26 protein-coding genes are annotated in these 26,372 nt (G+C 69.6%); 7 read left to right on the forward strand and 19 right to left on the reverse strand.

Features of this window, described 5'->3' with window-relative positions; genetic code table 11:
• Positions 1-30: 30 nt before the first annotated feature.
• The 7 genes from ACFVRO_RS16385 to ACFVRO_RS16415 are packed head-to-tail and all read right to left on the reverse strand — an operon-like array spanning position 31 to position 6,512.
• Positions 31-1,800 carry an ATP-binding protein gene (locus ACFVRO_RS16385; protein WP_386954208.1) on the reverse strand — a complete coding sequence of 590 codons (1,770 nt, stop codon included), beginning with the start codon at positions 1,798-1,800 and terminating at the stop codon, positions 31-33.
• Positions 1,797-2,144 (reverse strand): response regulator, encoded by a 348-nt coding sequence (locus ACFVRO_RS16390; protein ID WP_386954211.1) that lies wholly within the window; start codon positions 2,142-2,144, stop codon positions 1,797-1,799. The genes ACFVRO_RS16385 and ACFVRO_RS16390 overlap by 4 nt, the downstream gene beginning before the upstream one ends.
• Positions 2,141-2,284: a hypothetical protein gene (locus ACFVRO_RS16395; protein WP_386954214.1), complete on the reverse strand. Its 144-nt coding sequence runs from the start codon at positions 2,282-2,284 to the stop codon at positions 2,141-2,143. Before ACFVRO_RS16395 ends, ACFVRO_RS16390 begins: the two co-directional genes overlap by 4 nt.
• Positions 2,281-3,771 carry a glycosyltransferase family 2 protein gene (locus tag ACFVRO_RS16400; RefSeq protein WP_386954215.1) on the reverse strand — a complete coding sequence of 497 codons (1,491 nt, stop codon included), beginning with the start codon at positions 3,769-3,771 and terminating at the stop codon, positions 2,281-2,283. Before ACFVRO_RS16400 ends, ACFVRO_RS16395 begins: the two co-directional genes overlap by 4 nt.
• Positions 3,768-4,481, reverse strand: coding sequence for a PHP domain-containing protein (locus ACFVRO_RS16405; protein WP_386954218.1), 714 nt, complete (start codon positions 4,479-4,481; stop codon positions 3,768-3,770). The genes ACFVRO_RS16400 and ACFVRO_RS16405 overlap by 4 nt, the downstream gene beginning before the upstream one ends.
• Positions 4,478-5,464, reverse strand: coding sequence for an ATP-grasp domain-containing protein (locus ACFVRO_RS16410; protein WP_386954221.1), 987 nt, complete (start codon positions 5,462-5,464; stop codon positions 4,478-4,480). Before ACFVRO_RS16410 ends, ACFVRO_RS16405 begins: the two co-directional genes overlap by 4 nt.
• A 1-nt stretch (position 5,465) precedes the next feature.
• Positions 5,466-6,512, reverse strand: coding sequence for a response regulator (locus ACFVRO_RS16415; protein WP_386954223.1), 1,047 nt, complete (start codon positions 6,510-6,512; stop codon positions 5,466-5,468).
• A gap of 227 nt (positions 6,513-6,739) precedes the next feature.
• On the opposite strand from ACFVRO_RS16415, the gene ACFVRO_RS16420 reads away from it, so the two are divergent.
• Positions 6,740-7,204 carry a DUF4190 domain-containing protein gene (locus ACFVRO_RS16420; RefSeq protein ID WP_386954226.1) on the forward strand — a complete coding sequence of 155 codons (465 nt, stop codon included), beginning with the start codon at positions 6,740-6,742 and terminating at the stop codon, positions 7,202-7,204.
• A gap of 70 nt (positions 7,205-7,274) precedes the next feature.
• Here ACFVRO_RS16420 and ACFVRO_RS16425 read toward each other — a convergent pair whose 3' ends face one another.
• A complete protein-coding gene (locus tag ACFVRO_RS16425; RefSeq protein ID WP_105672712.1) occupies positions 7,275-7,910 on the reverse strand; it encodes a TetR/AcrR family transcriptional regulator in 636 nt (211 codons plus the stop codon).
• Between the two features lie 95 nt (positions 7,911-8,005).
• Between ACFVRO_RS16425 and ACFVRO_RS16430 the strand changes: the two genes are divergently transcribed.
• Positions 8,006-9,442, forward strand: coding sequence for a DHA2 family efflux MFS transporter permease subunit (locus tag ACFVRO_RS16430; protein ID WP_386954228.1), 1,437 nt, complete (start codon positions 8,006-8,008; stop codon positions 9,440-9,442).
• 63 nt (positions 9,443-9,505) lie between these two features.
• On the opposite strand, the gene guaB is transcribed toward ACFVRO_RS16430, so the two are convergent.
• On the reverse strand, positions 9,506-11,008 hold the full coding sequence (gene guaB, locus ACFVRO_RS16435; protein WP_344011954.1) for an IMP dehydrogenase: 1,503 nt from the start codon (positions 11,006-11,008) through the stop codon (positions 9,506-9,508).
• 260 nt (positions 11,009-11,268) lie between these two features.
• Between guaB and ACFVRO_RS16440 the strand changes: the two genes are divergently transcribed.
• Genes ACFVRO_RS16440 through ACFVRO_RS16455 form a run of 4 tightly spaced genes read left to right on the forward strand, consistent with a single transcriptional unit; the run spans position 11,269 to position 15,344 of the window.
• Entirely contained in the window at positions 11,269-12,618 is a 1,350-nt protein-coding gene (locus tag ACFVRO_RS16440; RefSeq protein ID WP_386954231.1) for a branched-chain amino acid ABC transporter permease, read from the forward strand.
• A gap of 2 nt (positions 12,619-12,620) precedes the next feature.
• Positions 12,621-13,598, forward strand: coding sequence for a branched-chain amino acid ABC transporter permease (locus ACFVRO_RS16445; protein WP_105672708.1), 978 nt, complete (start codon positions 12,621-12,623; stop codon positions 13,596-13,598).
• A gap of 49 nt (positions 13,599-13,647) precedes the next feature.
• Positions 13,648-14,610 carry an ABC transporter ATP-binding protein gene (locus tag ACFVRO_RS16450; protein ID WP_386954500.1) on the forward strand — a complete coding sequence of 321 codons (963 nt, stop codon included), beginning with the start codon at positions 13,648-13,650 and terminating at the stop codon, positions 14,608-14,610.
• Positions 14,607-15,344 (forward strand): ABC transporter ATP-binding protein, encoded by a 738-nt coding sequence (locus tag ACFVRO_RS16455; protein ID WP_105672707.1) that lies wholly within the window; start codon positions 14,607-14,609, stop codon positions 15,342-15,344. The genes ACFVRO_RS16450 and ACFVRO_RS16455 overlap by 4 nt, the downstream gene beginning before the upstream one ends.
• Before the next feature lie 104 nt (positions 15,345-15,448).
• On the opposite strand, the gene ACFVRO_RS16460 is transcribed toward ACFVRO_RS16455, so the two are convergent.
• The 3 genes from ACFVRO_RS16460 to groES form a co-directional block, all read right to left on the reverse strand.
• Positions 15,449-16,708 (reverse strand): ABC transporter substrate-binding protein, encoded by a 1,260-nt coding sequence (locus ACFVRO_RS16460; protein WP_386954232.1) that lies wholly within the window; start codon positions 16,706-16,708, stop codon positions 15,449-15,451.
• A 144-nt stretch (positions 16,709-16,852) separates the two neighbouring features.
• Positions 16,853-17,788 carry an EamA family transporter RarD gene (rarD, locus tag ACFVRO_RS16465; protein WP_386954235.1) on the reverse strand — a complete coding sequence of 312 codons (936 nt, stop codon included), beginning with the start codon at positions 17,786-17,788 and terminating at the stop codon, positions 16,853-16,855.
• Between the two features lie 153 nt (positions 17,789-17,941).
• A complete protein-coding gene (groES, locus tag ACFVRO_RS16470) occupies positions 17,942-18,238 on the reverse strand; it encodes a co-chaperone GroES (protein WP_017203655.1) in 297 nt (98 codons plus the stop codon).
• A gap of 142 nt (positions 18,239-18,380) precedes the next feature.
• Between groES and ACFVRO_RS16475 the strand changes: the two genes are divergently transcribed.
• Complete coding sequence (locus ACFVRO_RS16475) at positions 18,381-19,586, forward strand: SAM-dependent methyltransferase (RefSeq protein ID WP_386954501.1); 1,206 nt, start codon at positions 18,381-18,383, stop codon at positions 19,584-19,586.
• Here the strand turns inward: ACFVRO_RS16475 and ACFVRO_RS16480 are convergent, their stop codons facing one another.
• The 7 genes from ACFVRO_RS16480 to ACFVRO_RS16510 are packed head-to-tail and all read right to left on the reverse strand — an operon-like array spanning position 19,587 to position 26,205.
• Complete coding sequence (locus tag ACFVRO_RS16480) at positions 19,587-20,795, reverse strand: hypothetical protein (protein ID WP_386954238.1); 1,209 nt, start codon at positions 20,793-20,795, stop codon at positions 19,587-19,589.
• Between the two features lie 45 nt (positions 20,796-20,840).
• Positions 20,841-21,308: a hypothetical protein gene (locus ACFVRO_RS16485; protein WP_386954241.1), complete on the reverse strand. Its 468-nt coding sequence runs from the start codon at positions 21,306-21,308 to the stop codon at positions 20,841-20,843.
• On the reverse strand, positions 21,305-22,369 hold the full coding sequence (tsaD, locus tag ACFVRO_RS16490; RefSeq protein ID WP_386954244.1) for a tRNA (adenosine(37)-N6)-threonylcarbamoyltransferase complex transferase subunit TsaD: 1,065 nt from the start codon (positions 22,367-22,369) through the stop codon (positions 21,305-21,307). Before tsaD ends, ACFVRO_RS16485 begins: the two co-directional genes overlap by 4 nt.
• Positions 22,366-22,857: a ribosomal protein S18-alanine N-acetyltransferase gene (gene rimI, locus ACFVRO_RS16495; RefSeq protein ID WP_386954246.1), complete on the reverse strand. Its 492-nt coding sequence runs from the start codon at positions 22,855-22,857 to the stop codon at positions 22,366-22,368. Before rimI ends, tsaD begins: the two co-directional genes overlap by 4 nt.
• The gene (gene tsaB, locus ACFVRO_RS16500) at positions 22,854-23,465 is read right to left on the reverse strand and encodes a tRNA (adenosine(37)-N6)-threonylcarbamoyltransferase complex dimerization subunit type 1 TsaB (RefSeq protein WP_386954249.1); all 612 of its coding nucleotides are present in this window, start codon (positions 23,463-23,465) and stop codon (positions 22,854-22,856) included. The genes rimI and tsaB overlap by 4 nt, the downstream gene beginning before the upstream one ends.
• Complete coding sequence (locus ACFVRO_RS16505; protein ID WP_386954251.1) at positions 23,462-24,619, reverse strand: hypothetical protein; 1,158 nt, start codon at positions 24,617-24,619, stop codon at positions 23,462-23,464. The genes tsaB and ACFVRO_RS16505 overlap by 4 nt, the downstream gene beginning before the upstream one ends.
• Positions 24,616-26,205, reverse strand: a complete 1,590-nt coding sequence (locus ACFVRO_RS16510; protein WP_386954253.1) for a sensor histidine kinase — start codon at positions 26,203-26,205, stop codon at positions 24,616-24,618. The genes ACFVRO_RS16505 and ACFVRO_RS16510 overlap by 4 nt, the downstream gene beginning before the upstream one ends.
• Between the last annotated feature and the right edge of the window lie 167 nt (positions 26,206-26,372).

The following is a 26,372-nucleotide window of genomic DNA, read 5'->3' on the forward strand; positions in this document are numbered from 1 at the left end:
GGCGCGACACACGGGGGCGCCGCCGGCGCCTCAGCCCAGGCGCAGCGCCTCGGTGCGGGGCGCGAGCGGCAGGGTGATGCGGAACTCCGTGCCGACCCCCTCCTGGCTGCTGACGTCCATCGATCCGCCGTGCGCGAGCACGATGGCACGCGTGATCGTGAGCCCGAGCCCGACGCCCGGCACCGCGTTCCTCGTCGCACTGGACGCGCGGAAGAAGCGGGTGAAGAGCATGCCCTGCTCGTCCTCCGGGATGCCGATGCCGGTGTCGGCGACCGAGAGCCGGATCACGCCGTCCCCTCGCTCGACCCGCGCCGTCACCCTGCCGCCACGCGGGGTGAACTTGATGGCGTTGGAGAGCAGGTTGTCGAGCGCCTGCCCGATGCGGCCGGCGTCGGCGTCGAGCCGGAAGGAGTCCACGGGGATCTCCGCGGCGAGCTCGATGCCCTCGCGCTGCGCGTGCGGCCGCGCCGAGGCCACGGCGGAGACGACGAGGGCGCCGATGTCGGCATCCGCCTTCTCCAGGGGGAACCGGCCCGACTCCACCTGCGCGGTGAAGAGGAGGTCTCCGACGAGGTTCAGCAGCCGTTTCGCATTGCGCTCGATCACCGTGACGAACTCGGTCTGGTCGGCGGTCAGCGGCTGCCCCGGGTCGTTCTGCAGCAGATCGAGGAACCCGATGATCGCGCTGAGAGGGGTGCGCAGCTCGTGCGAGATCATCCCCACGAACTCGTCCTTCATGCGGGCGACCTCGACGGCCTTCGTCTCGTCGGTGATGACGAGCAGATACCCTCGTCGCACGCCGGAGCCGTCGCGGTGCGCCGTGACGGTCAGGCGGGCGGGGACCGACGAACCCCCGGCCGTCCTGACGTCGAGGTCGGCCTCGACGAACTGGTCGGTGTCGGCCGCTGCGAAGAGGCGCCGCAGCCCCTCGGGGAGTCCGGGGGCGTGGCCTGCGGGAGCGGTGGCGGGGCAGTCCTCGAACGTCGAGAGCGAGGAGGCGGGGAAGAAGCGGTCGACCCGCACGTCGGCGAGCGCCTCCGCGGGGGTCAACCCGAGCAGGCGCACCGCGCCGGGGTTCCATTCGACGATCTTCCCGTCGAGGTCTGTCGCGATGACGGCCTGGGCGGTGATCGACTGCCACAGGCTCTGAAAGGAGTCGAGAAGCGTGCGGTACTGGGCCTCGCTCGCACGGAGCTGCTCGACCATGGCGAGGTTCTCGGCGAGGGCTTCGGTGCGCTCGGCCACCAGACGCTCGGCCTGCGCGATGCGCAGCCGCTGCTGCCGCGACAGCTCGTTGACGAGGGCGCCGACGGCCGCGAAGACGAGGGGCCCGATCACGCCGCGCAGCCACGACACCGTGTCGGGCGGCGGCGAGGTCAGGTACGGCATGAGCAGGGCGATCGAGGTGAAGATCGCCACGATGAACACGTGACGGATGCCGGGGGCCGCCGCGATCCAGACGACCGGCAGGAGCACCAGTGAGGAGAACAGCGACGAGGCGCCTCCGGTGCCGGTTCGCAGCAGGCCGATCCCGAGGATGTCGATGATCGGGATGAGGAGCACGACCCAGCCCTCGTGCACATGCCGGATGCTGAGGACGACGGCGAGGGCGGTGGTCGCCATCACGACCGCGATGCCGGCGATCGCCGCCGCGACGCTCGTGAGAGGGAAGCTCGGGATGATCGCGATGAGCACGGCGGCGACGAGGACCGCGATGGTCGTCGGCGCCTGCTTGACGAGCGGCGAGGGGTCGTCGAAGAACCGGCGCCACCCCTTCTCCGTCGCGGTCAGCTCGCTCACCGCCCGATCCTCCGGACGAGCTCGCGGAGATCGGCGCCGATGATCGGCTTCGGGAGCGCGGCGTCCGCCGGCGGGTAGTCCGCCGCGTCGAGGACCGAGCTGATCACGAGGAAGCACTCGGGGAAGCGCCGCTGCACTTGACGCGCACACTCCTGACCGGAGATGCCGGGGAGAAGCAGGTCGAGGACGGCGATGACGGGCTCGATCTCATCGAACGCGGCGATGGCGGTCTCGGCGTCCTTCGCCACGAAGACCTCGAACCCCTCGCGCTCCAGGTGCCGGCGCAGCAGTGCCGCTTGATCCTCGCTGTCCTCCACGACGAGCGCCAGACGTCGCGCGCTCATCGGAGGAACAGCTCTCTGACGATCACGATGACGACGACGACGCCCAGTGCGATCAGCGCCTGCGGCACCAGCATCCGCTCCTTCTCGGCGTCGCGCGCGATCTCCTCGCGCTCGTCGTTCTCGTTCGGCATCCCGGTCATGAGTCGACCCGCCCGATCTTCTCGGTCTTGATCCAGGTGGCGTCGGCCCGGCGCCACTCCTTGAGATAGGAATCCACGGTGACCGCGCACAGGAGCGATCCGTACCCGCAGATGTACACGAGCAGCCCGGCGAGGAACCGGCCTCCGGGCAGCGGCTCCACCGCGCGGGCGAGCCAGATGCCGAGCATCGAGATCGGCCCCCAGAGGAAGAAGACCACCGCCCAGGCGAAGCGGGTCTGCTCGGTGAGCGACCCGCCGAGCGCGCGGATCAGCGCGTCGAACGCCCAGGGGAACAGCGCGATCAGCATGAGCAGGAGCGCCCCGAGCCCCGGGAACATGATCGCCTCCCGCCAGGCGTGCCGTGATGTCTTCGGGTCGAGCTGCACCGAGAAGAGGATCGAGAACAGGTAGATGCACGCCGCCGCGATCCACATGAAGCGGAACACGAACTCGGCGATGTCGCTGTGCAGGATCAGGAGCACCAGGAGCGCCGCGGCCGCGAGGAGCATGAACGCGGGGAGCAGCAGGATCGTGAACCACGCGAGCCCGAAGGAGAAGCTGCCGAGCGCGTGCTCCTTGCTCGGCCGGAACCACAGCGAGCGGTAGATCGACGTGAGCTGCACGTTGCCGCGGGCCCAGCGCAGGCGCTGCTTCCAGAGGGCGTCGATGGAGCGCGGCTCCTCGGCGAGCACCCGAGCATGCGGCTCGAACACCGCACGACGGCCCTTGAGCTGGCCCTCGAAGGTGGTCATGGTGTCCTCGGCGAGGGTGCCAGCGGGGATCCGCCCGCCGATGGCCTCGAGGTTGGCCCTGGAGTGCAGCTGCGCGCCGCCCGCGAGGCAGGCCATCGCGCCCAGCACGTTCTGCGTCCGCCGGGCGGAGAGCTGCCCGATGATGTACTCGACCGCGATGAACCGAGTGAGGTAGTTGCGGTCGCGGCTGCCCTCGGCGATGTAGGCGGTCACCGCGCCGACCTTCTCGTCGGCGAGGTGCCGGGTGAGCTTGCGCAGCGAATCCCTCGCGAAGATCACGTCGGCGTCCATGATGAGCACCGCTTCGGTCCACTCGTCGGCGAGCACGACGTCGAGACCGTGGTTCAGGGTGTGGGCCTTGCCCTCTCCCCCGACCTGACGTCGCAGATGGACGACGCGTCCGGGGTGAGCGGCGGCCTTGGCGGCCACGACCTCCGGGGTGTCGTCGTCGGACGCGTCGTCGACGACGAACACGCGCAGGCGCTCGGCCGGGTACTCCAGCTGCAGCAGGCGCTCGATCGCGGGGCCGATGACCCTGCCCTCGTTCCACGCGGGGATCACGACCGCCACGTTCGGGTGGAAGGGCGCGGCCTTCCCGTAGTGGTTCGTGAATGCGTGCAGAGGCAGCGAGAGGAACTGCAGTCCGGTGTTGATGACGGGCAGGGTGCCGACGAGGACGCAGAGGAGGAGCAGGATCACGACGGCGGTCTGCAGCCAGGTCAGGTCGGCGGTCACTCCCCCGCCTCCTCTGCCAGCAGACGACGCACCCGCTCGTAGCGCCCGACGGTCGCCGCCTCATGGCTGTCGGTGGAGGCCACGATCATCGCACCCGCCGCACGGAGGGCGCGCAGGGTCCGCGGTTCGGGGCATCCCCACTTCTCGTTGACCTCCACGAGCGTGTCCGTCCGCGCGGCGGTCTCGGCCCATGCCGCGAGAGCCTCCTCGCCGAGGTCCTGCTCGGAGAGGCCGATCTTGGGCAGCAGGGAGAAGCAGTGGGCGAGCTGGTTGCCGGGGTGCCGCTCCATGGCCGCGATGAACGACGAGGTGAACTGGTCGAGCACGTCGCGGGGCGCCCATCCGCCGGAGATCCGCTCGCGCACGTCACTCGGGCTCAGCGGTCCGTCGACGCCGGGGTACTGATGGTCGGCGATGAGGATGCGGTCGACGCCGGTCGGGAGAACGGGGATGTCGAGGCGCCCGGACGCGTCGAGCACCTTCGCCTCCACGCCGGTGAGCACGGTGAGCCCCTCCGGCACGCGGAGCGCCGTGATCGCGGAGAGGTACTCGGGAACCCAGGTGGTGTCGCGGCGGACGTGGTCGACGAGGCGGAGGGTCGTGAGCCCCGCGGACACGGCCGCGGCGACGTTCTCCTCCGGAGTGGAGACCGCGTCATCCGAGAACGTCGAATGGACGTGATGGTCTCCCCGGAGCAGGACGTCGCTCACAGCTCCTCCTGGTGCCCCGCGTGATCGGAGACCAGCACCTCGTCGATCTCCACGATGATGTCCTCGAGGAATCTCACGAACGCGACCTCGCGGAACGGCACGCTCGCCGGCAGCTCGCGGCCGAGGAACAGGTCGACGACGAGCGACGGGATGTCGACGCCCGCGGCGATCGTCAGCGGCAGCGCGCCGGGGAACCTCGGGTTGACCTCGAGCAGCATGGCGCGCCCGTCGCGGCCACGGCGCAGCTGCACGTTGGCGACGCCGACGAGTCCGATGGCCTTCGCGATCGCCGACGCGGTCTCCTCCAGCTCCGGGTCGTGCACCGTGCGGCCGGCGATCGCGACCCCGGAGTCGACGCGGGCCCTGGTGCGCGGCACCGCGGCCACGACCTGCCCCGCGGCATCCGCGATCACGTCGACGGAGTACTCCTCCCCGGGGAGGAAGTCCTGCACGATGAGCCCCTCGTCGACGGGGAGCGCATCGAGCGCCGCCCGGTCGGGGACGAGCCGGATGCCGCGGCTGCCCGCCCCCTGGCGGGGCTTCGCGAAGACGGGGAACTCCCAGTCAACGGCCTGCGCCGCGGGGCCGGCGAGCACGGTCCGGGGAGCGCGCCCCGTGTCTGCGCATCTCTCGGCGAGCAGCAGCTTGTCGAGGGAGACCTCCAGCGTGTCGGCGGACGGCGCCGCGAGGACGGCGGGGGCCAGCTCATCGCGGCGCTCGGAAAGCGCGATGAGCTCGACGTCCACGGTCGACACGACCACGTCGATCGCGTCGTCCTCGACCAGTCGCGCAAGGGCGGGCACGAACTCCTCCGCCCGGCCGGGGGGCACCAGTCGCCGCTGCTCGACGGGGACGAGGTAGAGCCCTGCGGCCCAGCCGTCCATGTCGGCCGCGAAGACGGTCAGCTCCGGGCGCTTCAGGAGCGAGCGGATCACCACCACTCCCGCCGGCCCTCCGGCTCCCGTCACGAGTACACGGGGCATGTCAGCCTTCCTGTCGCACGAATTCGTGGGCGCCCACGAAGGCCGCGGTCTCCCGGACGATCTCCAGCGGCTCGACCGCCAGTCCGCCGCCGAACCGCGACCAGTACCGCGCCGTCGCGCGGACGAAGTCCGGTGCGAGGTAGTCGCGATTCGCCGTCTGCGAGTCGAAGCACGCCAGCAGACGCAGCTTTTGCTCCACGTAGCCGTCGATGCGGACGAACCGCGTCGGACGGAAGTCGATCGTCGATGAGGGGCTCTGGTAGCAGGCGACGGTCCCCACGGCGCGGGTCGCGACGGCGGTCGCCTCGTTCACCGCGCGGTGGTCCTGGTGCCGGTCGTGCGGCGAGTGGGTGTACACGATGGTGGGCTGAATCTCCTGGACCACCTCTTCGATGAGGCGCACCGTCGATCCTCCGCCCGACATCTCGGTGTCGACGAGGTCGTGCAGGAACAGCCGTGCGCCGAGGATGTCCGCGGCTGCCAGCGACTCCCGCTGGCGGCTGTCGGCATCCCCTCCCCGTGCTCCGCGCGAGAGCGTCAGGATCGTGATCTCGTCTCCGGCCGCCGCGTGCGCGGCGAGGAGCCCTCCGATGCCGATCTCGACGTCGTCGGGGTGCGCGCCGACGGCGAGCACGACCTCCCTGCGCCGCTCGGCCTCACGCCGGCGACGACCTTCGACGGCCAGGCGCTGGACCGACTCGACGAGGCGGACGTTGTCGAGGGGCTTGGTGAGGAACTCGTCGGCCTGCGCGCGGAGCGCCGAGACCGCGTACTCGACGGACACGTGCGCGGTCATCACCAGCACCGGGATCGCGGGAGCGGAGCGGCGCAGTTCCGCGAGGAGCTCCAGTCCGTTGAGTCCGGGCATCTCGATGTCGGTCACGACCACGTCGGGGCGTATCGTCGCGACGCGTTCGACGGCCTCGCGACCGTCGGCGGCGAGGTCGACGATGCAGCCGGCTCGTCGTTCGAGCACGGTCTTGACGAGCAGCGCGACGTCGGCGTCGTCATCGACGACGAGGACGCGAGTGGGGGTCTCGGTTGTCATTCAGCTCTCCTTGGGGAGATTCCCTGCCGTGGGGAACGGCGCTGCATCCTGGTGCCTTCATCACCGTGACGCGGGAAAGGGCGAGCGGGGTATGACGATTCTGGCATACGGGCATATGGGAGGGATGCTCGGCGCGCGAGCCGCTCGCACGAACCGGTGGTGGCCCGCTCCGCGCAGTCGCTACGCTCGGACTGACGGATTTTCCACCCCAGATCAAGGAGCGATCCATGTCGACCCCGGACCCGCAGAACCAGCCGCCCTCCTCCACGCCGCCACCCGCTCAGGACGGTGGGTTCCCCGTGCCTCCCGCACCCGGCCCGGCCGGGTACGCGGCCCCCGCCGCACCAGCCGCACCGGGGTACTCCGCTCCCGGCTACCCCGCCGCACCCCAGGGCTACCCCGCCACGGCGCCGGTCCCCGGCCGCACCCTGTCGATCGTCGGGCTCATCCTCGCCTTCGTCCTGCCGCTCGTCGGCATGATCCTGAGCCTCGTGGCCCGCTCGAAGCTGAAGAAGGCCGGTGCGCCGACGGGTCTCGCGACCGCGGGGTTCTGGGTCGGCCTCATCCTCACCATCGTCGAGATCATCGGCTTCATCGTGATCGTGATGCTGTTCTCGAGCCTGTTCTCCATGTGCTCCGACCTCGGCCCCGGAGTGTGGGACGTCAACGGCGTCACCTACACCTGCAGCTGAGTCGTCTCCACGAAGAGCGGGACGGATGCCGTGGCGTCCGTCCCGCTCTTCGTCTGCGCAGGGCCCGCCGTCACCAGCGCTCGGCGCCGCGCGGGAGCACGTCGAGCACGTGCGGCAGCTCGCTCGGGAAGCAGGAACGGAACAGCTCGGTGATCTGCGGGTCGGAGCCGTAGTCGTCGACGATACGGAGCCCGATCATGGTGCTGATGAGCATGCCCTCGGCGAAGAACGCCCTCGCCTCATCGGCGTCGAGCCCCACCTCGTCGCGGAAGAAGCGCCAGACCTGCGCGAACCCTCGGCGCGCGGCAGGGCCGATCACGGGGTGGCTGCCGAGCAGGTACGAGTGCGCGAGGGTCTGGTGGAGTCCGCGCACCTCGATGAGGTCGACGTACGCCTCGCCGATGCGCTTGCCCGCGGGGAGGTCGTCGTCTTCGCGGGCGAGGGCGGCGCGGAACGACGTCAGCAGTCGGGCGAGCGCCTCCTCCACTGCGGCGAGGAAGAGGTTCTCCTTCGAGCCGAAGAGGCGGACGACGTAGGGCTGGCTCACGCCGGCCGCCCGAGCGACCTCGTCGGTCTTCGCGCCCTCGTAGCCACGCGCGCCGAACACCGCGAGCGCCGCCTGGACGATCTGCGCGCGCCGCTCCTCCGAGGAGAGTCGCCTGCCCGAGTCGTCGGAGAGGACGTCGGATGCGGCGGCTGAGGTCATGTCGAAAGGTTATCAGCGAATCACTTGACTTTGTAATCATTCGATTACTACATTGCTTCCAGGACAAGTAATCATTCAATTACAACTGGAGCATCATGTCTCAGCCCACCTCCGCGATCAGGCGTCGCCCGGTCGCGCTCGTCATCGCCGCGGCATCCCTCCCGATGTTCATGGCCACGCTCGACAACCTCGTCATGACCAACGCCCTCCCCGTGCTGCACCAGGAGATGGGCGCGAGCGTCGAGGAGCTGCAGTGGTTCGTCAACGCCTACGCCCTCGCGTTCGCCGGCGCGATCCTCATCGCCTCCGCTCTCGGCGACCGGTTCGGCCGCCGCACCGTCTTCGCGATCGGCATCGCCCTCTTCGGCGCCGGCTCCCTGTTCGCCGCCCTCAGCTCCGACCCCGGCCAGCTCATCTCCGCCCGTGCCGTCCAGGGCCTCGGGGCCGCAGCGGTGATGCCCCTCTCGCTCGCGCTCCTCACCGGGGCCGTCCCCGCATCGCGTCGCCCGCTCGCCATCGGGATCTGGGGCGGCGTCTCCGGACTCGGAGTCGCGGTCGGGCCGCTCGTCGGCGGCGCCATCATGGAGGGCTGGAACTGGCAGGCGATCTTCTGGATCAACATCCCCGTCGCGATCGTCGCCATCCCGCTCGCACTGCTCGTGCTCCGCAACGACTTCGGCGCCCGCTCCCGCATCGACATCCCCGGAGCCGTGCTCGCGGCATCCGGCGTCCTCGCTCTCGTCCACGCGATCGTGCGCGGCAACGACGACGGCTGGGACTCCCTCGGCGTGATCCTCGAGCTGGCGCTCGGCACGGTGCTGCTCGTGGCCTTCGTGATCTGGCAGATGCGCGCGAAGGCCCCGCTGGTGCCGCTGCGCCTGTTCCGCGACCGCTCCTTCTCGATCACGAACGTGGTCGGCTTCGCCTTCAGCTTCGGCACCTTCGGCTCGGTGTTCATCCTCATCCAGTACCTGCAGGTCGTGCAGGGGTCGACCCCCTTGGAGGCCGCGGTGCAGACCACGCCCTGGACGCTGGCCCCGATGTTCGTCGCCCCGCTCGCCGGCATGATCGCCCCTCGCGTCGGCACGCGCGCGCTGCTCGTGCCCGGCCTGCTGCTGCAGGGCGTCGCCCTCGCATGGATCGCGCAGATCACCGCCCCCGACCTGCAGTACCCGAACCTGATCGCCCCGTTCATCCTCGCGGGCATCGGGATGGGACTCGTCTTCGCCCCGTCGGCGACGGCGCTGCTCGCGACCCTCGGACTCGTCGACCACGCCAAGGCATCGGGCGTCAACTCGACCATCCGCGAGCTCGGCGTCGCACTCGGCACCGCGGTGATGACCGCGATCTTCGTCGGAGCGGGCGGCCAACTGACGCCCGACCTCTACGTGGACGCCGCGAAGCCCGCCGTGTTCACGGGAGCCGCCGTGCTGTTCGCGGCGACGGTGATCGCGCTGTGGCTCCCGTCCGGGAAGTCGACGGACGCCGCCGCCGCCGAGGCCGTCGAGACGGAGCCGGCGCTCGCGCACTGAACCGGGGACGCAGAAGGGGGCGGATGCCGCAGCATCCGCCCCCTTCTCGCGCCTACGCCGGGCTCACTTCTTGTAGTTCGGCGCCTCGACGACGATCTGCACGTCGTGCGGGTGCGACTCCTTGAGGCCGGCCGCGGTGATGCGGACGAAACGGCCACGGGCCTTGAGCTCCTCGATCGTGCGCGCACCGACGTAGAACATCGACTGACGCAGGCCGCCGACCAGCTGGTAGGCGACGGCCGAGAGCGGGCCGCGGTACGGGACCTGACCCTCGATGCCCTCGGGGATGAGCTTGTCGTCGCTGGGCACGTCGGCCTGGAAGTAGCGGTCCTTCGAGTACGAGGTCTGCTTGCCGCGGGTCTGCATCGCTCCGAGCGAGCCCATGCCGCGGTACTGCTTGAACTGCTTGCCCGACTGGAAGACGATCTCGCCCGGCGACTCGTCGGTGCCCGCGAGCAGCGAGCCCAGCATCACGGCGTCCGCACCGGCCACGAGGGCCTTCGCGATGTCGCCCGAGTACTGCAGGCCTCCGTCGGCGATCACCGGGACGCCCGCGGGGCGCGCGGCGAGCGACGCCTCGTACACCGCGGTGACCTGCGGGACGCCGACGCCGGCGACGACGCGCGTGGTGCAGATCGACCCGGGGCCCACGCCGACCTTGACCGCATCCACCCCTGCGTCGACGAGCGCCTGAGCGCCCTCGCGGGTGGCGACGTTGCCGCCGATGACGTCGATGTGCGCGAACGACTCGTCCGCCTTCAGGCGGCGGACCAGGTCGATGACGCCCTGGGACTGGCCGTTGGCGGTGTCGACCACGAGCACGTCGACTCCCGCGTCGCGCAGCGCCTCTGCGCGCTCCCACGCGTCGCCGAAGAATCCGATCGCGGCGCCGACGCGCAGCCGGCCCTGGTCGTCCTTGGTCGCGAGCGGGTACTTCTCGCTCTTGTCGAAGTCCTTGATGGTGATGAGACCGGCGAGCGTGCCGTCCGCGTCGATGAGCGGCAGCTTCTCCACCCGGTGACGGGCGAACAGCGCGATGACCTCGCCCGCCGCGACGCCGACCGGAGCGGTGACGAGGTTCTCGCTGGTCATGACGTCCTTGACGAAGGTCGTCTGACGCTCGAAGCCGGAGACGAACCGCATGTCGCGGTTGGTGATGATGCCGACGAGCTTGCCGTCGGGGTCGACCACGGGGAGGCCCGAGATGCGGTACTTCGCGCACAGCGCGTCGACCTCTTCGACCGTCGCGTCCGGCGTCGTGGTGATCGGGTCGGTGATCATGCCCGACTCGCTGCGCTTGACGCGGTCGACGTGCGCGGCCTGGTCGGCGATCGACAGGTTGCGGTGCAGGATGCCGATGCCTCCCTCGCGCGCCATCGCGATCGCCATGCGCGACTCCGTCACGGTGTCCATCGCGCTGGAGAGCAGCGGGGTCGCGACCGAGATCCGGCGCGTGATGCGCGAGGAGGTGTCGGCCTCGCTCGGGATCACATCGGTGTGCCCCGGGAGGAGCAGCACATCGTCGTAGGTGAGTCCGACGAAACCGAAGGGATCGTGCTGGTCCATGGATTGTCCTCCTGCGGGGCGCGTGGTGGGGCGGCGGCGTGTACCAATTCTAAGCGTGTCGCGGCTGGAGATATTCCCCGCTTCTCCGCAGGAGGACGGGGATTCCGAGGCCGCAGCCGCATCGTCGGACGACACGGGCGGCGCGCCGTGAGCAGATCGTGCCTTGGCTGAAACAGAACCGACACATTACGCTCATACCGTCGTACATCAAGGCTGATGAACAACTCCGTCATCGCCTGCGTACTGGGGCTGGAGGATCTGTGAGTCTGACGATCACGGCGAGACGGAGCGGAACCCGATGGATCGTGGTGCTGCTCGGCGCACTCCTCGCCATCGCGTTCCTCTGGTTGCAGCCTCCGGCCACGGCATCGGCCGACACGACAGACGACGGCCAGGAGATCACAGACTTCTACTTCGCCGGTGTCATCACCTTCGATGACAAGCCCGTACCCGATGTGGTCATGACCATCAAGGGCAAGGGCTTCGACGGCGAGACCAAGACGGATGCCGACGGCAAGTGGCGGCTGTATGTGCCCGAGAAGGCCACCTACACGCTCACCGTCGACGAGGACACGCTGCCGAAAGGCGTGATCGTCGACGCCGCGCAGCTCCCCGAGGGCACGCAGCCCATCGCGGGGACGACGGCGTCGTTCGAGGTCGAGTTCGGGTTGACCGGCACGAAGATCATGAACCTCTTCCTCGGCGAGGGAGAGCGGATAACCGTCTCCTTCTGGGATCAGCTCTTCTCCCGACTCGTCGGAGGGCTCAACTTCGGACTGCTGCTCGCGCTGGCGTCGATGGGCGCGGCGCTGATCTACGGCACCACGCGCATGTCGAACTTCACGCACGGCGAGATGGTCACCTGGGGCGGACTGCTCGCCATGGTCACGACCACCTTCTGGCACCTCCCCCTGTGGGCGGGGCTCATCGCCGCGGTGGTCGGAGGCGGCCTGTTCGGCTGGGGCATGGATGCCGCGGTCTGGCGCCCGCTCCGCCATCGCGGTCTCGGCACCGTGCAGCTGATGATCGTCAGCATCGGCCTGTCCCTGGCCCTGCGGTACGTCTTCCAGTACTTCGTCGGGGGCGGCACCTACCAGCTCCCCGGCGCGAGCCCCGCACCGATCCAGCTCGGGCCGATCTCGCTGTCGTACATCGACATGATCGCGATGGGCGTGAGCATCGTCGCCATCCTCGCGGTGGCCTACTTCCTCACCCGCACCCGCATCGGCAAGGCGACCAGAGCCATCTCCGACAACCCTCAGCTGGCTGCCGCCTCCGGCATCGACGTCGACCGAGTGGTCCGGATCGTCTGGGTCGTCGCCGGTGTGCTGGCCGCGATCTCCGGCATCCTGTGGGCGTACTTCCGCCCCGGCGTGAAGTGGGACATGGGCACCCAGATGCTGCTGCTCATGTTCGCCGCGATCACGCTCGGCGGACTCGGCACCGCGTTCGGCGCGCTCATCGGCTCGCTGATCGTCGGCATCGCGGTCGAGGTCTCCACCCTGTGGATCCCCTCCGACCTGAAGTACGCGAGCGCCCTCGTCGTGCTCATCGTGATCCTCCTGGTCAGGCCGCAGGGTCTGCTCGGACGCAAGGAAAGGTTGGGCTGATCATGGACTTCGGAAGCATCTTCTCCAACACCGCCGTCTACCTCATCAGCCCGGTCACGATCGCGTACGCCCTGGCGGCGACGGGCCTGGCCGTGCACTTCGGCTACGCGGGCCTGCTGAACTTCGGCATGGCGGCGTTCATGGCGATCGGCGGCTACGGCTACGCCATCTCCGTGCTCTCGTTCGGGCTCCCCTGGTGGCTCGGCATGCTGATCGGCATGGCCGGCGGCGCCCTGTTCGCCGTGCTCCTCGGCATCCCGACCCTGCGGTTGCGCGCCGACTACCTCGCCATCGCGACGATCGCAGCGGGAGAGATCGTGCGGCTGCTGTTCACCACTCAGCTGTTCGACGAGTGGACGAACTCCGCAGACGGACTCGCCCAGTACAACGGCGGCTTCCGCGACGCGAACCCCTTCCCCGAGGGCACCTACGGGTTCGGCCCGTGGACGTTCTCGGCCGACGACCTGTGGAACCGCGTGTTCGGCATCCTGCTGCTGGCCGTGTCGATCCTGCTGGTCTGGTCTCTGATGCGCAGCCCCTGGGGCCGCGTGCTCAAGGGCATCCGCGAAGACGAGGACGCGGTGCGCTCGCTCGGCAAGAACGTGTTCGCCTACAAGATGCAGGCGCTCGTCGTCGGTGGTGTGATCGGCGCCGCCGGCGGCATCGTGTTCGTGCTCCCCTCGGCCGTCGTGCCCGGCAACTACACGACCTCGCTCACCTTCTTCCTGTGGACGATCCTGCTGCTCGGCGGCGCCGCCACGGTGTTCGGACCGACCCTCGGCGCCGTGCTGTTCTGGGTCGTGTTCGCGTTCCTCGCGAACCTGCTGCCCGGCATGGCGAAGGCCGGCGTGCTTCCGATGTCCGATAGCCAGGCCTCGACGCTCGTGTTCATCTTCGTCGGCGTCGCGCTCATGCTGCTCGTGATCTTCCGCCCGCAGGGCATCCTCGGAGACAAGAGGGAGATGACCTTTGTCAAGTGAACTGAACCCCGAGGGCTCCGCGGAGTCCGCCGCCCCCGCGACGGGAAGCATCCGCCGTCCGAAGACGACGGGCCTCGCGAAGGGACCTGCGGCGCCCGGCGTCGCGAAGGTCGATCCGATCCTCGTGGTCGACGCGGTGCAGCGCCGCTTCGGCGGTCTGACCGCGGTCGACGTGGACCACGTGGAGATCCCGCGCGGCGCCATCACCGCCCTGATCGGGCCGAACGGCGCCGGCAAGACGACGCTGTTCAATCTGCTGTGCGGGTTCGACCGCCCCAACAGCGGCTCCTGGTCGTTCGACGGGAACAACCTCGCGGGAGTGCCCTCGTTCAAGGTCGCGCGGATGGGCCAGGTCCGCACGTTCCAGCTGACGAAATCCCTGTCGCTGCTGACCGTGCTCGAGAACATGAAGCTCGGCGCCCCGCACCAGAAGGGCGAGGGCTTCTGGGCTTCGCTCTTCCCGTTCCTCTGGCGTTCGCAGGACACCGAGATCGAGACGAAGGCGCGCGAGCTGCTCGCGCGCTTCAAGCTCGACGCCAAGGAGAAGGACTTCGCGGCGGCGCTCTCCGGAGGTCAGCGCAAACTGCTCGAGATGGCTCGGGCGCTGATGAGCGACCCTACCCTGGTGATGCTCGACGAGCCGATGGCCGGCGTCAACCCGGCCCTCACCCAGTCTCTGCTCGACCACATCCTCGACCTCAAGGAGCAGGGTATGACCGTGCTCTTCGTCGAGCACGACATGCACATGGTCAGGCACATCGCCGACTGGGTCGTCGTCATGGCCGAGGGGCGCGTCGTGGCGGAGGGTCCGCCGGAGGACGTCATGGAGGACCCCGCGGTCGTCGACGCCTACCTCGGCGCGCACCAGGACCTCGACCTCGGAGCCGTCACCGGGCGCATCCCTGTGCTGGAGGATGCCGCGGCCGCACGGCTGCGCGAGAAGATCGAGGCTGAAGCCGAGGCGGAGCTCGCCGTGGAAGAGAACGATTCCCCCGAGGAGGGTCGCGCATGAGCGATGAGAAGGTGATCGTCGAGCTGAAGGACGTCCATGCCGGGTACCTGCCGGGCGTGAACATCCTCAACGGGGCGAATCTCGTGGCCAGGCAGGGTGAGCTGATCGGGATCATCGGCCCGAACGGCGCCGGCAAATCGACCCTGCTGAAGTCGATCTTCGGCATGGTGAACGTCCGCTCCGGCGACATCACCGTGAACGGCGAGAGCATCGTCGGCCTCAAGGCCGACAAGCTCGTCAAACGCGGGGTGGCCTTCGTGCCGCAGACGAACAACGTCTTCCCCTCGCTGACCATCGAGGAGAACCTGCAGATGGGGCTCTTCCAGAACCCCAAGATCTATGCCGAGAGGCTCGAGTTCGTCAGCGGCATCTTCGCGGAGCTCGGCAAGCGGCTCAAGCAGCGCGCCGGCTCCCTGTCGGGTGGAGAGCGCCAGATGGTCGCGATGTCGCGCGCTCTGATGATGGACCCGTCGGTGCTCCTGCTCGACGAGCCGTCTGCGGGCCTCTCCCCCGTGCGACAGGATGACGCGTTCATCCGCGTCTCCGACATCAACAAGGCCGGCGTGACCACGATCATGGTCGAGCAGAACGCCCGTCGCTGTCTGCAGATCTGCGACCGCGGGTACGTCCTCGACCAGGGCAAGGACGCGTACGAGGGCACGGGGCGCGACCTGCTGAACGATCCCAAGGTCATCGGACTCTACCTCGGCACGCTGGGCACCGACGCCGCCTGACGCGCGTTCGTCTCGTCGCTGCGCTCCTCGCTCTGCGAACGAGACGAACGCGCCGGGCACGGAGAAGGCCCCGGATGCGAGCATCCGGGGCCTTCTCGGCGATATCAGTTGGTGCGGGTGATGGTGTTGTCCGCGCCGTACTTGTAGATGCCGATCGTGGCGCCCTGCGGGTCGCCGTTCTCATCGAAGGTGACCTCGCCGGAGTAGCCGTCGTAGTCGGCCACCTTGCCGGAGTTGATGATCTTGGCGCAGTCGGCGAAGGTCGTGCACTTCTCGCCGTCGCCGGAGCCGCCCGAGACCTCCTGCATCTTCGCCGCGATGTCGGCGCCCTTGGTGGAGCCGGCGGCGAGCGACGCGAGAGCCACGAGCACGACAGCGTCGTACGCCTCACCCGCGTAGGTGAAGTCCTTCACCTCGGCATTGCCCTCGCCCGTCCAGAAGGTCTGCAGACGCTTCGTGAAGTCGTCGGCGAGCTTGGGGCCGGCCTTGGTGCCCTGTGCGCCCTCGAGCGAGACGGGGATGTCGGTGCCGTAGTCGGACAGGTTCCCGTCGACCATGTAGAACTTGTCGGCCGTGATGCCGGCGTTCACCAGCAGCGGGGCGATCGTCTTGAACTGGTCGAAGGACACGATGGCGACGGCGTCCGGGTTCTGCGCCTTGATGGTCTCGACCTGTGCGTCGAACTGCGCGTCGCCGACGTTGAACGACGCCTCGGCGACGACCTTGCCGCCGGTGCCCTCGAACGTCTTCTTGATGGCGTCGTTGAGGCCGGTGCCGTACGCGTCGTTCTGGTAGATGATGCCGAGGGTCTTGTGACCGTCTTCGGCGATCAGGTTTCCGAGCACCTCGCCCTGCAGCAGGTCGCTGGGGGCGGTGCGGAAGTACAGGCCCTTGTCGTCCCACGTGGTGAAGTCGGGGGAGGTGTTCGAGGCCGAGATCTGGAGGATGCCCGCCGCGACGTTGCCGTCGAGGATGAGCTTCGAGACGCCGGACGCCGCAGCGCCGACGATGGCGGACACGCCTGCACCCTGCAGCTTGGTGATCGAGGTCTCGTAGGCCTTGGTGTCGGTGTCGCCTTCGTCCTCGGCGGTGAGGTCGATGGTGATGCCGGCCTTGGCGTCGTTGATCTCCTTGACGGCGAGGCCGACGCCCGACTCCATGGGCGGACCGAGGAAGGCCAGGGCGCCGGTCTGCGGCAGCAGCGACCCGAGCTTGAGAGTGAGATCCGCGGACGGCTTGCTGCCGCCGTCGCCGGAGTCGGACGGCGTGCTGCTCGCGCAGCCCGAGATGACGAGTGCGGATGCGCTGACCAGCGCGATCCCCGCGAAGACCTTCGCTGTGCGCGAGCCCTTCAGTGCGTTCATGATGCTCCCTTGCGTAACTGAACGTGGATTGTGACCACAGTCGGGTGCTCTAACCCTAGAGCGTGGCAGGAGCGCGTAGTGGGTGCTTAGGTTTCGGTGCGTTAACGATCCGGCACCGGGTACCGCCGTCGATGCACCCGAGGTTCAGACGAGTTCTGCAGGTCCGCTTCCACGGCCCCGCCGCCCCGCGAGGAGAAGGTCGGCCACGAACACGCCGATCGCGATCCAGACGAGGATGAAGCCGGCCCAGCGTGCGGGAGGCATCTCCTCATGCAGGAAGGCGACGCCGATCACGAACTGCATGATCGGGGTGATGAACTGGATCATCCCGATGAGGGTGAGGTCGATCCGTCGCGTCCCCGCCGCGAACAGCAGCAGCGGCACCGCCGTCGCGACGCCGGCGAAGCCCAGCAGCAGTGCGTGGGGGACGCCGTTCGCCCCCATGGTGATGCCTGCGGGGGTGAAGGCCACCAGGATGAGCTGCACGATCGCGATGGGGATGAGCCAGAAGGATTCGAGGGTCAGACCGCTCACGGCATCCACCGCCGGTCCGATCTTCTTCTTGATGAGTCCGTAGATGCCGAAGGACGCGGTGAGCGAGAGCGCGATCCAGGGGAACTCCCCGTAGGCGACGACGATCACGATCACCGCGACGGCGGCGATGCCGATGGCCGCCCACTGCATCCGGCGGATCCGCTCGTGCAGCACGAAGACGCCCAGCAGCACCGTGGTGATCGGATTGATGAAGTAGCCGAGGCTCGTCTCCACGACCCGGTCGTTCAGGGTGCCGAGGACGAACACCTGCCAGTTCACGTAGATCAGCAGGCCCGCGAGCGCCGTGAGTCCGAGCAGCTTCGGTTGCCGGATGATGACGCCGAAGGCCGTCCATCCACGTGTGACGGTGAGCAGGATCAGGCAGAAGACGAAAGACAGCAGCACACGCCAGGCGACGACCTCCCACGCACCCGTGGGCACCAGCAGCAGGAAGTACAGCGGCAGCACGCCCCAGAGCAGGTAGGCGGCGACGGCGTAGACGGCCCCCGCGGTCTGGCCGGTGCGGGCGGGAGCGTCAGGGGTCACCGCACAACCCTATGCCCGTGGGCGCAGGCCAAGCGCGCGTTCACGCGCCACGACCGCGGTTCGGCAGGAATCGATCGCCGCGTGGCCGCTCCGGACATGCGAAAGGGGTTCGGATGCCGAAGCATCCGAACCCCCTCTGCGATGTGCGCTGGATCAGCGGACGACGACCGCGAGGACGTCGCGAGCCGACAGGACGAGGAACTCGTCTGCGCCGAACTTCACCTCGGTGCCGCCGTACTTGCTGTAGAGCACGCGGTCGCCCACGGCGACGTCGAGCGGGACGCGGTTGCCGTTGTCATCGATGCGGCCGGGGCCCACGGCCACGACCTCGCCCTCCTGGGGCTTCTCCTTGGCGGTGTCGGGGATGACCAGGCCACTCGCGGTGGTCTGCTCGGCCTCGACCTGCTTGATGACGATGCGGTCCTCGAGCGGCTTGATGGAAACCGACACGGTCTACCTCTTCTTTCTTGACGCTGACACGAAAGACTTGTTCGCACTCTCAACCCGAGAGTGCTAATCCAGTCTAAGCGCTCAGCTGGCACTCATGCAATGCGAGTGCCAGCCGGGCACGACCTAAGCTGAACGGGTGGAGATGTCCGAGCTGCGCGCCCTGCTCACCCCCGACGGAATCGAGCTCCTCGACGCCCTCGGGCCGATCGAGTCGACGGGCGAGGTCGCCAGGGCGGTGTCGCGGCTGCGCGCTGCGGGCCACTCCCCCGACCTCGTCTCGGCGGTCGTGGGGCAGGCCCACCTGCGCGCCAGGGCACGGACGAAGTTCGGTGACTTCGCCGAGCGGATGCTGTTCACCCGCGCCGGCCTCGAGCAGGCGACGAGACTGGGGGTCGCCGCACGGCACGCCCAGCGCATCCGCAGCGCCGGTCTGACGAGCGTCGCCGATCTCGGCTGCGGAATCGGCGGCGACGCCCTCGCCTTCGCCGGGGCAGGACTCGAGGTCACGGCCGTTGACGCCGACGAGGTCACAGCCGCGATCGCCGCGTACAACCTCGCGCCGCTCGGATCGGACGTGCGCCACAGCACGGCGGAGGATGCGTACCGGGAGCTGAGCACGGCGACCGCGCCCGCCGCTCGCGCGATCTGGATGGACCCCGCGCGACGCACCTCCGGGCACAGCGAGACCCGCCGCGTCTCGGCCGACGACTACTCACCGTCGCTGGACTGGGCCTTCGACGTGGCATCGCGCACGCCGACCGGCATCAAGCTCGGCCCCGCGCACGATCGCGACAGCCTCCCCGCCGACGCAGAGGCCCAGTGGGTGAGCGCCGACGGCAGCGTCGTGGAGCTCGTGGTCTGGACCGGCGTCCTCGCCAGAGAGGGCGTGCGCAGAGCGGCGCTCCTCATCCGCGGCGAGCGCTCCTACGAGCTCACCGCGGGCGCCGACGCCGAGGACGCGCCGGTGCGCCCGCTCGGCGTCTTCCTGCACGAACCGGACGGAGCCGTCATCCGTGCACGGCTCATCGGCGATGTCGCCCGCAGCCTGGAGGCGGGCATGCTCGACGAGCGCATCGCATACCTCACCTCGGATGCCGCGCTCACGAGTCCGTTCGTGCAGTCGTTCCGCGTGCGCGAGACGATGCCCGCCAATCCCAAGGCGATCAGTGCGGTGCTCAAGAGGAACGGAATCGGCACCCTGGAGATCAAGAAGCGCGGCATGGACGTCGACCCTGCGGCCTTCCGCAGGAAGCTCGCGTTGAAGGGTTCGGAGTCGGCGACGCTGATCCTCACCCGCATCGGTGACGAGCGTCTGGCGATCCTCGCCGACCGGGTGTCTGCGGCTTAGTCAGCCCGCCGGGTCCACGGGAACCTGGACCTCGATCGGATCCCCCGACTCGGTGTCGATGACCACGAGCGATCCGCCGGTCGGACCCTCGGTGATCGTCAGATAGGGCATGCCCCATCCGGTGAACTCCACTGTGAGCGACCACGGCGAGTCGTCCGCGTCGCCGGAGCTCAGCCGGATCGGCGCCTGATTCCCGCTGTTGTCCGGTGCGGCGCACTTCGATGCGTCCACGACGTCGACGATCAGGCATCTCTCCATCGAGCCCGTGTCGGTGAAGCGGTCGGCGACCCACACGGGCTCTCCGCGGAAGTGTCCGATCAGGGACATCCCCGGCTGGTACCCCTCGTCGATGAGCTCCTGCGCGCGCACCTTCTCCTCACCCTCGAACTGATCGAGCATCGAGGCGACATAGTCCCAACGGTTGATCGCGACCATCACCTCGCCGGACGTGGACAGCATGCCTACAGCATTGACGCTGGTTTCGCTTCCCGGTTGGTCTTCGCTATCTGACGGCACCGAGATCGACGCGTTCAGCGGGAACGTCCCGAACTCCTCGTCCGAGACGCAGTTGATGGAGGACTGCTCCCCCACATCGAGGGTCAGGCACGACTGCGGCTCTGGCGCGCTCTTGGTGGCGAACCAGACGAGGGCGTCTCCATCGCGCGCGACCGCGCGCAGCGAGCCGTCGTCGAACTTCTGCGCCGTGTAGAGCTCCAGCTTGCGCTCCACCTCCTCCGCGCTGAGCGGGATGTCGCTCGCACGCGGAGAGAACAGCGCCCAACCCGCGCCGAGTCCGATCGCCAGCAGGACGGCGGACGCAACGGCCACGGGCTTCCAGTGCGACCGCAAGGTCGTCCAGATACCCGGCGCCGCCTCACCTGCCACGCTCTCGGTCACGGGCTCCTCGGCCACGGGCGCCGCTGCGGTGCTCTCCTCGTCGACGACTCCCCGCGGAACGGGAGGCTGCGCCTCGCCCGTCCGCATGCCGTCCAGACGGGCCCCGTCCAGGCGGGCCCCGTCCGCCCCACCCCTGTCGGGGACCGCCGTCCGCGCGGAACGCTCCGCCGTGGCCTCGGGGCGGGCGCTCTCGCGGAGGGCGTGCTCGAGCTCGTGCAGACGCCGAGCCTCGGCATCCGTGAGCGACGCCTCGCGGCCATACGCCTTGCGCTGGAGCGCACGACGCTCCTCGCCGTCATGATCGTGCGGCATCGGCCCCCCTGATGACATCGATGTCCGGTCGGCGTCGAGCATCCGCTACCCGAACCTCTCGAACTGCAGACCGGCCCACACCAGCCAGCCCAGACTGTATGTCGTCGCCGCGAGGCCGAGCACGAGGGCCCACGTCGCGACGGCTCTGCTCTCGGCCGGACGCCGCAGCGACATGATCGCCGCGATCACGGCCACCACCGCGACCGGGATCACCCAGCCGACGAAGAACGAGGCGCACAGCGAGACGATCGCGGCGAGCAGCGCCCAGGGCGCGAGCCGCGTCTCGTCGACGGCCACGGGGGATGCCGAGGGCTCCCACCCGTCGCGTTCGTCGCCCTCGTCTTCGAGGTGCGGCCCGCTGGCGACGACCGGCTCCACGGTCACCGGCCCGGTGGGCAGCTTCGTGTACGCGTCACGTCTGGCGCCGGGGAGACGAGCAGACCCCGCCGGCCGCTCGACCTCGCCGCTGGGTCCTTCGATACGGGCACGCAGCCCGTCGTCCGGTGTGGTCATGAGCGCTCGGCCACCTGGATCTCCGTGACAGGGAGAGTCGAGTCGGCGCCGAAGGCGAGTGTCGACGGCCGCCGACCAGAGGAGATCAGCTCTGCGGCGAGCGCCGCGATCATGGCGCCGTTGTCGGTGCACAGCGACAGCGGCGGGATGCGCACCGTCACTCCCGCCTTCTCGGCACGGGCGAGCGCGACCTCGCGCAGCCTGCGGTTCGCGATGACGCCCCCGCCGAGCAGCAGCCGCGGGACCCCGAGATCGTCGCACGCCGCCAGCGCCTTCGTCACGAGCACGTCGACGACGGCCTCGCGGAAGCTCGCCGCCACATCGGCCACCGGCACCTCGACGCCATCGGCCTCGCAGCGCTCGACCCAGCGGGCGACGGCGGTCTTGAGTCCGGAGAAGGAGAAGTCGTAGCGGTGCTTCGCCAGATCGGACGCCTTGGACAGGCCACGGGGAAAGCGGATCGCGTTCGGGTCGCCGTCGACCGCGGCCCTGTCGATCTCGGGCCCGCCGGGGTAGGGCAGGGAGAGGAGCCTGGCCACCTTGTCGAAGGCCTCGCCCGCGGCGTCGTCCATGGTCTCGCCGAGCAGCTCGACGTCGGTCGTGAGGTCGCGGACGTGCAGGAGCGAGGTGTGCCCGCCCGAGACGAGGAGCGCGATGGTCGGGTACTCCAGCGGCGCGGAGTCCGCCGTGAGGATGTCGGCCGCGATGTGCCCCACCAGGTGGTTGACCGCGTACAGGGGCTTGTCGATCGACACCGCGAGACCCTTGGCCGCGCCGACGCCGACCATGAGCGCCCCCGCGAGCCCCGGCCCGCTGGTGACCGCCACCGCGTCGAGGTCCTGCAGACGGATGCCGGCCTCGTCGAGAGCCACGTCGATCGACGGCTGCAGCGCCTCCAGATGGGCGCGCGCGGCCACCTCCGGAACGACGCCGCCGTAGCGGGCGTGCTCGTCCATGCTCGAGGCGATCGTGTTCGAGAGCAGGGTGCGTCCGCGGACGATGCCGATGCCGGTCTCGTCGCAGCTCGTCTCGATGCCGAGCACAAGGGGGGCGGCGGTCATGCGGTCTGCTCCTTCGGCGTCGCGGTGCGCCGCGCATCCCACGCGCGCAGGTCGAGGCGCATCACGATCGCATCCACATCGTCCGGCTGATAGTAGCGGGGGCGGCGGCCGATCTCCTCGAAACCCTCCGAGAGGTACAGCCCCGCCGCGGCGGGGTTGTCGTCGCGCACCTCGAGGAACACCTCTCGTGCGCCCCGCCCGACTGCCGCCTCGAGCAGCGCGCGCAGCAGGGCCCGTCCTCGGCCCTCACCGCGGCGATCGGCATCGAAGGCGATGGTCTGGATGTCGGCATCCGACCCGCCCTGCAGCGCCCGCACACCGCCGTAGCCGATCGTCACGCCGTCGACCTCGTCGACGAGGTAGCGGGCGTGCGGGCTGGCGAGCTCGGACGCCATCGACTCGGCGCTCCACGCGTCGGTCGGGAACGCGCGGTTCTCGATCGCCATGATCCCGTCGAGATCGGCCGGAGTCGCGGGACGCAGCGTCATGATCCCACCCGCTTCGGCGCTCCGGGGAGCACGACGTCGGGGTGCCGCAGGTACAGCGGCTCGTCGTCGGCCAAGACGCGTCCTGCCGCGAGTGCGCGCGCCCCGACCCGCGCCAGGTCGGCGCCGGACAGCTCCGCGACGTCGATCCGCCGGATGCCGCCCAGGTGCGCATCGGCCTCGACCGCGGGCACGAGAACAGTGTCGGCGACGACGGCGGGGATGCCGGCGGCATCCGTCCCCTCGAACACCGTGACCGCGACCTCTCGACGACGCGCGTCGGTGACGATGGCGAACGGACCGTCGGCGGACACCGAGAGCGCCGCCGCGAGATGGCTCGGCACCGGGACCACGGGGATGCCGCGCCCGAGGGCGAAGGCACGAGCCGCCGCGATGCCGATGCGCAGGCCGGTGAAGGGCCCGGGGCCCATGCCGGACACGACGTGGGTGATCTCCCCCGCCCCCGCGTCCTTCAGGACGTCGGCGAGGAGATCGCCGATCACCTCGGCGTGCCCGAGCGGGTCGGCGGTCGCCGCCTCGGCGCGGAGGGCGCCGTCGGCGTCGATGAGGGCCACGGCGGTACCGAGGGAGGTGTCGACGGCGAGGATCACGCTTCCAGGGTAGCCGGGGATGCTGAGCCGTTCTCCTCCGCGCGCTTCCAGCGGTCGCCGCCATCGGCGCGGGCGGACGCCGATGCCGCGCCGGCCGCTGCCGCCAGCGCGTCGTAGTCGTGCCCCCAGGCCGACGCGCTCGCCCAGCCGATGCTCGCCGACACCCGGATCCCGGAGGCGCCCGCATCGTGCTCGATCGCCGAGATCCGCTGCAGCAGAGCGCGGATGTGGTGCCGGATCTCCTCTTCGCTCCCGCGGATGACGATGATCGAGCGGGAGTCATCGACGCGATCGGCGTCGGCACTCGCGGGGAGCACCTCCTCGATGTCGGAGTGGAAGCGCTCGACGATCGCCGCATATCCGGTGCTCGTCGACGCCTCCCTGAGGTCCAGCGGATCGTCCAGCCGCACGTCGAGGACGGACCAGGAGTGGTCGTTCTGGGCCTCCGCCTTGCGAAGCCTGCGCGCCGCACGTGCGGCCGCATCGCCCGTGGCCGGAGCGACCCGATCGGACCGCACGAGGAGCACGAGGGTGAACGCCGCGCAGATGCTGGTCACCACCGTGCCCACGCTGTTGACGCCACGGAGCACGCTCAGCTGCTCGCCCGAGCTCACGCCGTTGTCCAGCAGCACGGAGACGGCGCCGGCGATCGCGACGACGACGAACGAGCACGCGGCCAGGAGAAGGGGCATCGTGATGTCGCGCGACACCGTCCTCAGTCGGATCAGCTCCCACGCGACGAGCCCCGCGAAGACGCTCGCGCTGAGGAACGAGAGGCGGAACGTCACCTGGAACGCCGGTGTCCCCGCCGCGAGCACGAGCACGGTCGGGATGAGCACCATGAAGGCGAGGAGCGGCCACCAGAGCGGGCGCGCACCCCTGTGCATCCGCAGCCCCAGCCAGAGCAGCGGCTCGAAGCAGAGCAGCAGTCCAGAGGCTCCGGCCGTCAGACGCGGCTCCTGCAACTGGAGACCGCCGACCCACAGGTAGGTGCCGAGCATCCCCAGTGCGAACGCCGCTCCCCAGGTGATCGTCGCCCTGCTCGGCCGCGCGAGCGTCGCGAGCCCGATCACGACCACCGTCACGACCGTCACCACCGCGACCATGCTGGTCATGACGTCGACGCTGATCGCGGTGTGCGTCAGCTCCCTCATGATCCGTCCTCCTCGGTCAGCGGGAACCGCACCGTGACGCGGGTTCCCGCACCGGGAGCGCTGCCCACCTCGATGCTCCCGTCGTGGTCGCTCACGATGTCGCGGGCGATGCCCATGCCCAGCCCGGTGCCGGGGGCGCCCCCGACCACGGCCCGCGCGGTGCGGAAGTAGGGGTCGAAGACCCGCGCGACCTCGTCGGCCGTCATCCCGTCGCCGGTGTCGGCGATCGTGAGCACCGCCCCGCCGTCGTCGGCGCCGAGACTCACCCGGATGCCGCCACCACCCGGGGTGTACTTGACCGCGTTGCTCAGCAGATTGTCGAGCACCTGGCGCAGACGGAAGGCGTCTCCGCGCACCACGAGGCTGTCGAGTCCCTCCACGACGAGCTCCTGCCGGTTGCTCCTCGCGATCGCCGAGTACGACGCCGCCGACGCATCGACGACCTGGCGGAGATCGACCGGTTCCGGCAGCGACTCCGATGCGCGCCTCGCTTCGTCCTGCGTGCTCTCCACCAGCCGCTGCATCCGTTCGCTGGCGTTGGAGATGACCTCCAGCTGCGCGACGACGGATCCGGGCAGGTCGTCGCGCTCCCGCAGAAGGTCGACGTGGCCGAGGATCGCCATCAACGGATTGCGCAGCTCGTGCGACACGATCGCGGTGAGGGTGCGCCGCTCCTCGGCGGCCTCGATCAGCGCGGTGACATCGTCGATGATGAGCAGGGTGCTGCGGTCGCGCGCCGTCGCGTCGGCGAGGCGCTGCGTGCTCGCCTGCAGTGCGCGCCACCGCCCCTCCTGATCGAAGAGCCAGATCCGCTCGCTCCTGAGCTCCTCGCCACGTGCCGCGAGCGACAGGGTCGTCCGCTCTGGTGGCAGCGGTGCGCCCCTGCGCTCGTCGTACTCCACGGCCGTCGACGGCAGCGCGGCTCCGAACCGATCACGACCGTACAGCGTGCGATAGGCGTCGTTCATCTTCAGGATCCGGCCGTCCGCATTGACCACGACGAGCGCCACGTCCAGGGCGTCGATGACCTGGGTGACCCGCTGCTCCTGGGTCTGCGCACGCTCGGCAGCCCTCTCCGCCTGCTCGGACTGCCGCTGCAGGAGCCGTCTCGCGGCCCGCGAGCGCTGCGCGCCGATGCGGATCGTCGTGCCGAGGAAGCTCAGCGTCAGCACGACGATGAGCACGCGCACGAGCACGTCCGCGGGTTCTCCGCTGCGGCTCGTGAAGAGGAGAAGACACGCGCTGATGAAGCCGATGCCGGCGAACACCCACGGCAGCGCGAAGTACGACGCGAGCCAGGCGACCGGGAACACCCAGAGGAGCTCGATGCGCATCCCGGGAGCGCTCGTCGCAAGGCCCACGGCGAGCGCGTCGAGAAGCGGCACCGCGACGACGATCGACCGCGGAATGCGCGGCCACGGAACCATGAGCGTCGCCAGGGTGGTCGCAACGAGAACGACGAGCGCCAGCGCCACCAGCGGGCTGCCGAGGGTGTGCGGCGCGAAGGCGGCGATCACCACGACGACCGCGAGCATGCTGCCCGTGAAGATCAGCTGCCATCGCCAGATCGACAGCGTGCGGGACATCGTCGACCGCCTCTCCCTCGATCCTCAACGTTCTCGCAAGATTACTCAAAGAAGGCGGATGCTGCGTCCGCCGGGGGCGGCGCGGGCAATACGATCCTGATGGGGACGGAAACCGCGGCTGGGGAGCGCGGCTGGGGGCCGCGGTTGGGGAACCGCGGCCTCGACCG

This window comes from Microbacterium sp. NPDC057944 (genome assembly GCF_042887445.1).
Classification (GTDB): domain Bacteria; phylum Actinomycetota; class Actinomycetes; order Actinomycetales; family Microbacteriaceae; genus Microbacterium; species Microbacterium natoriense.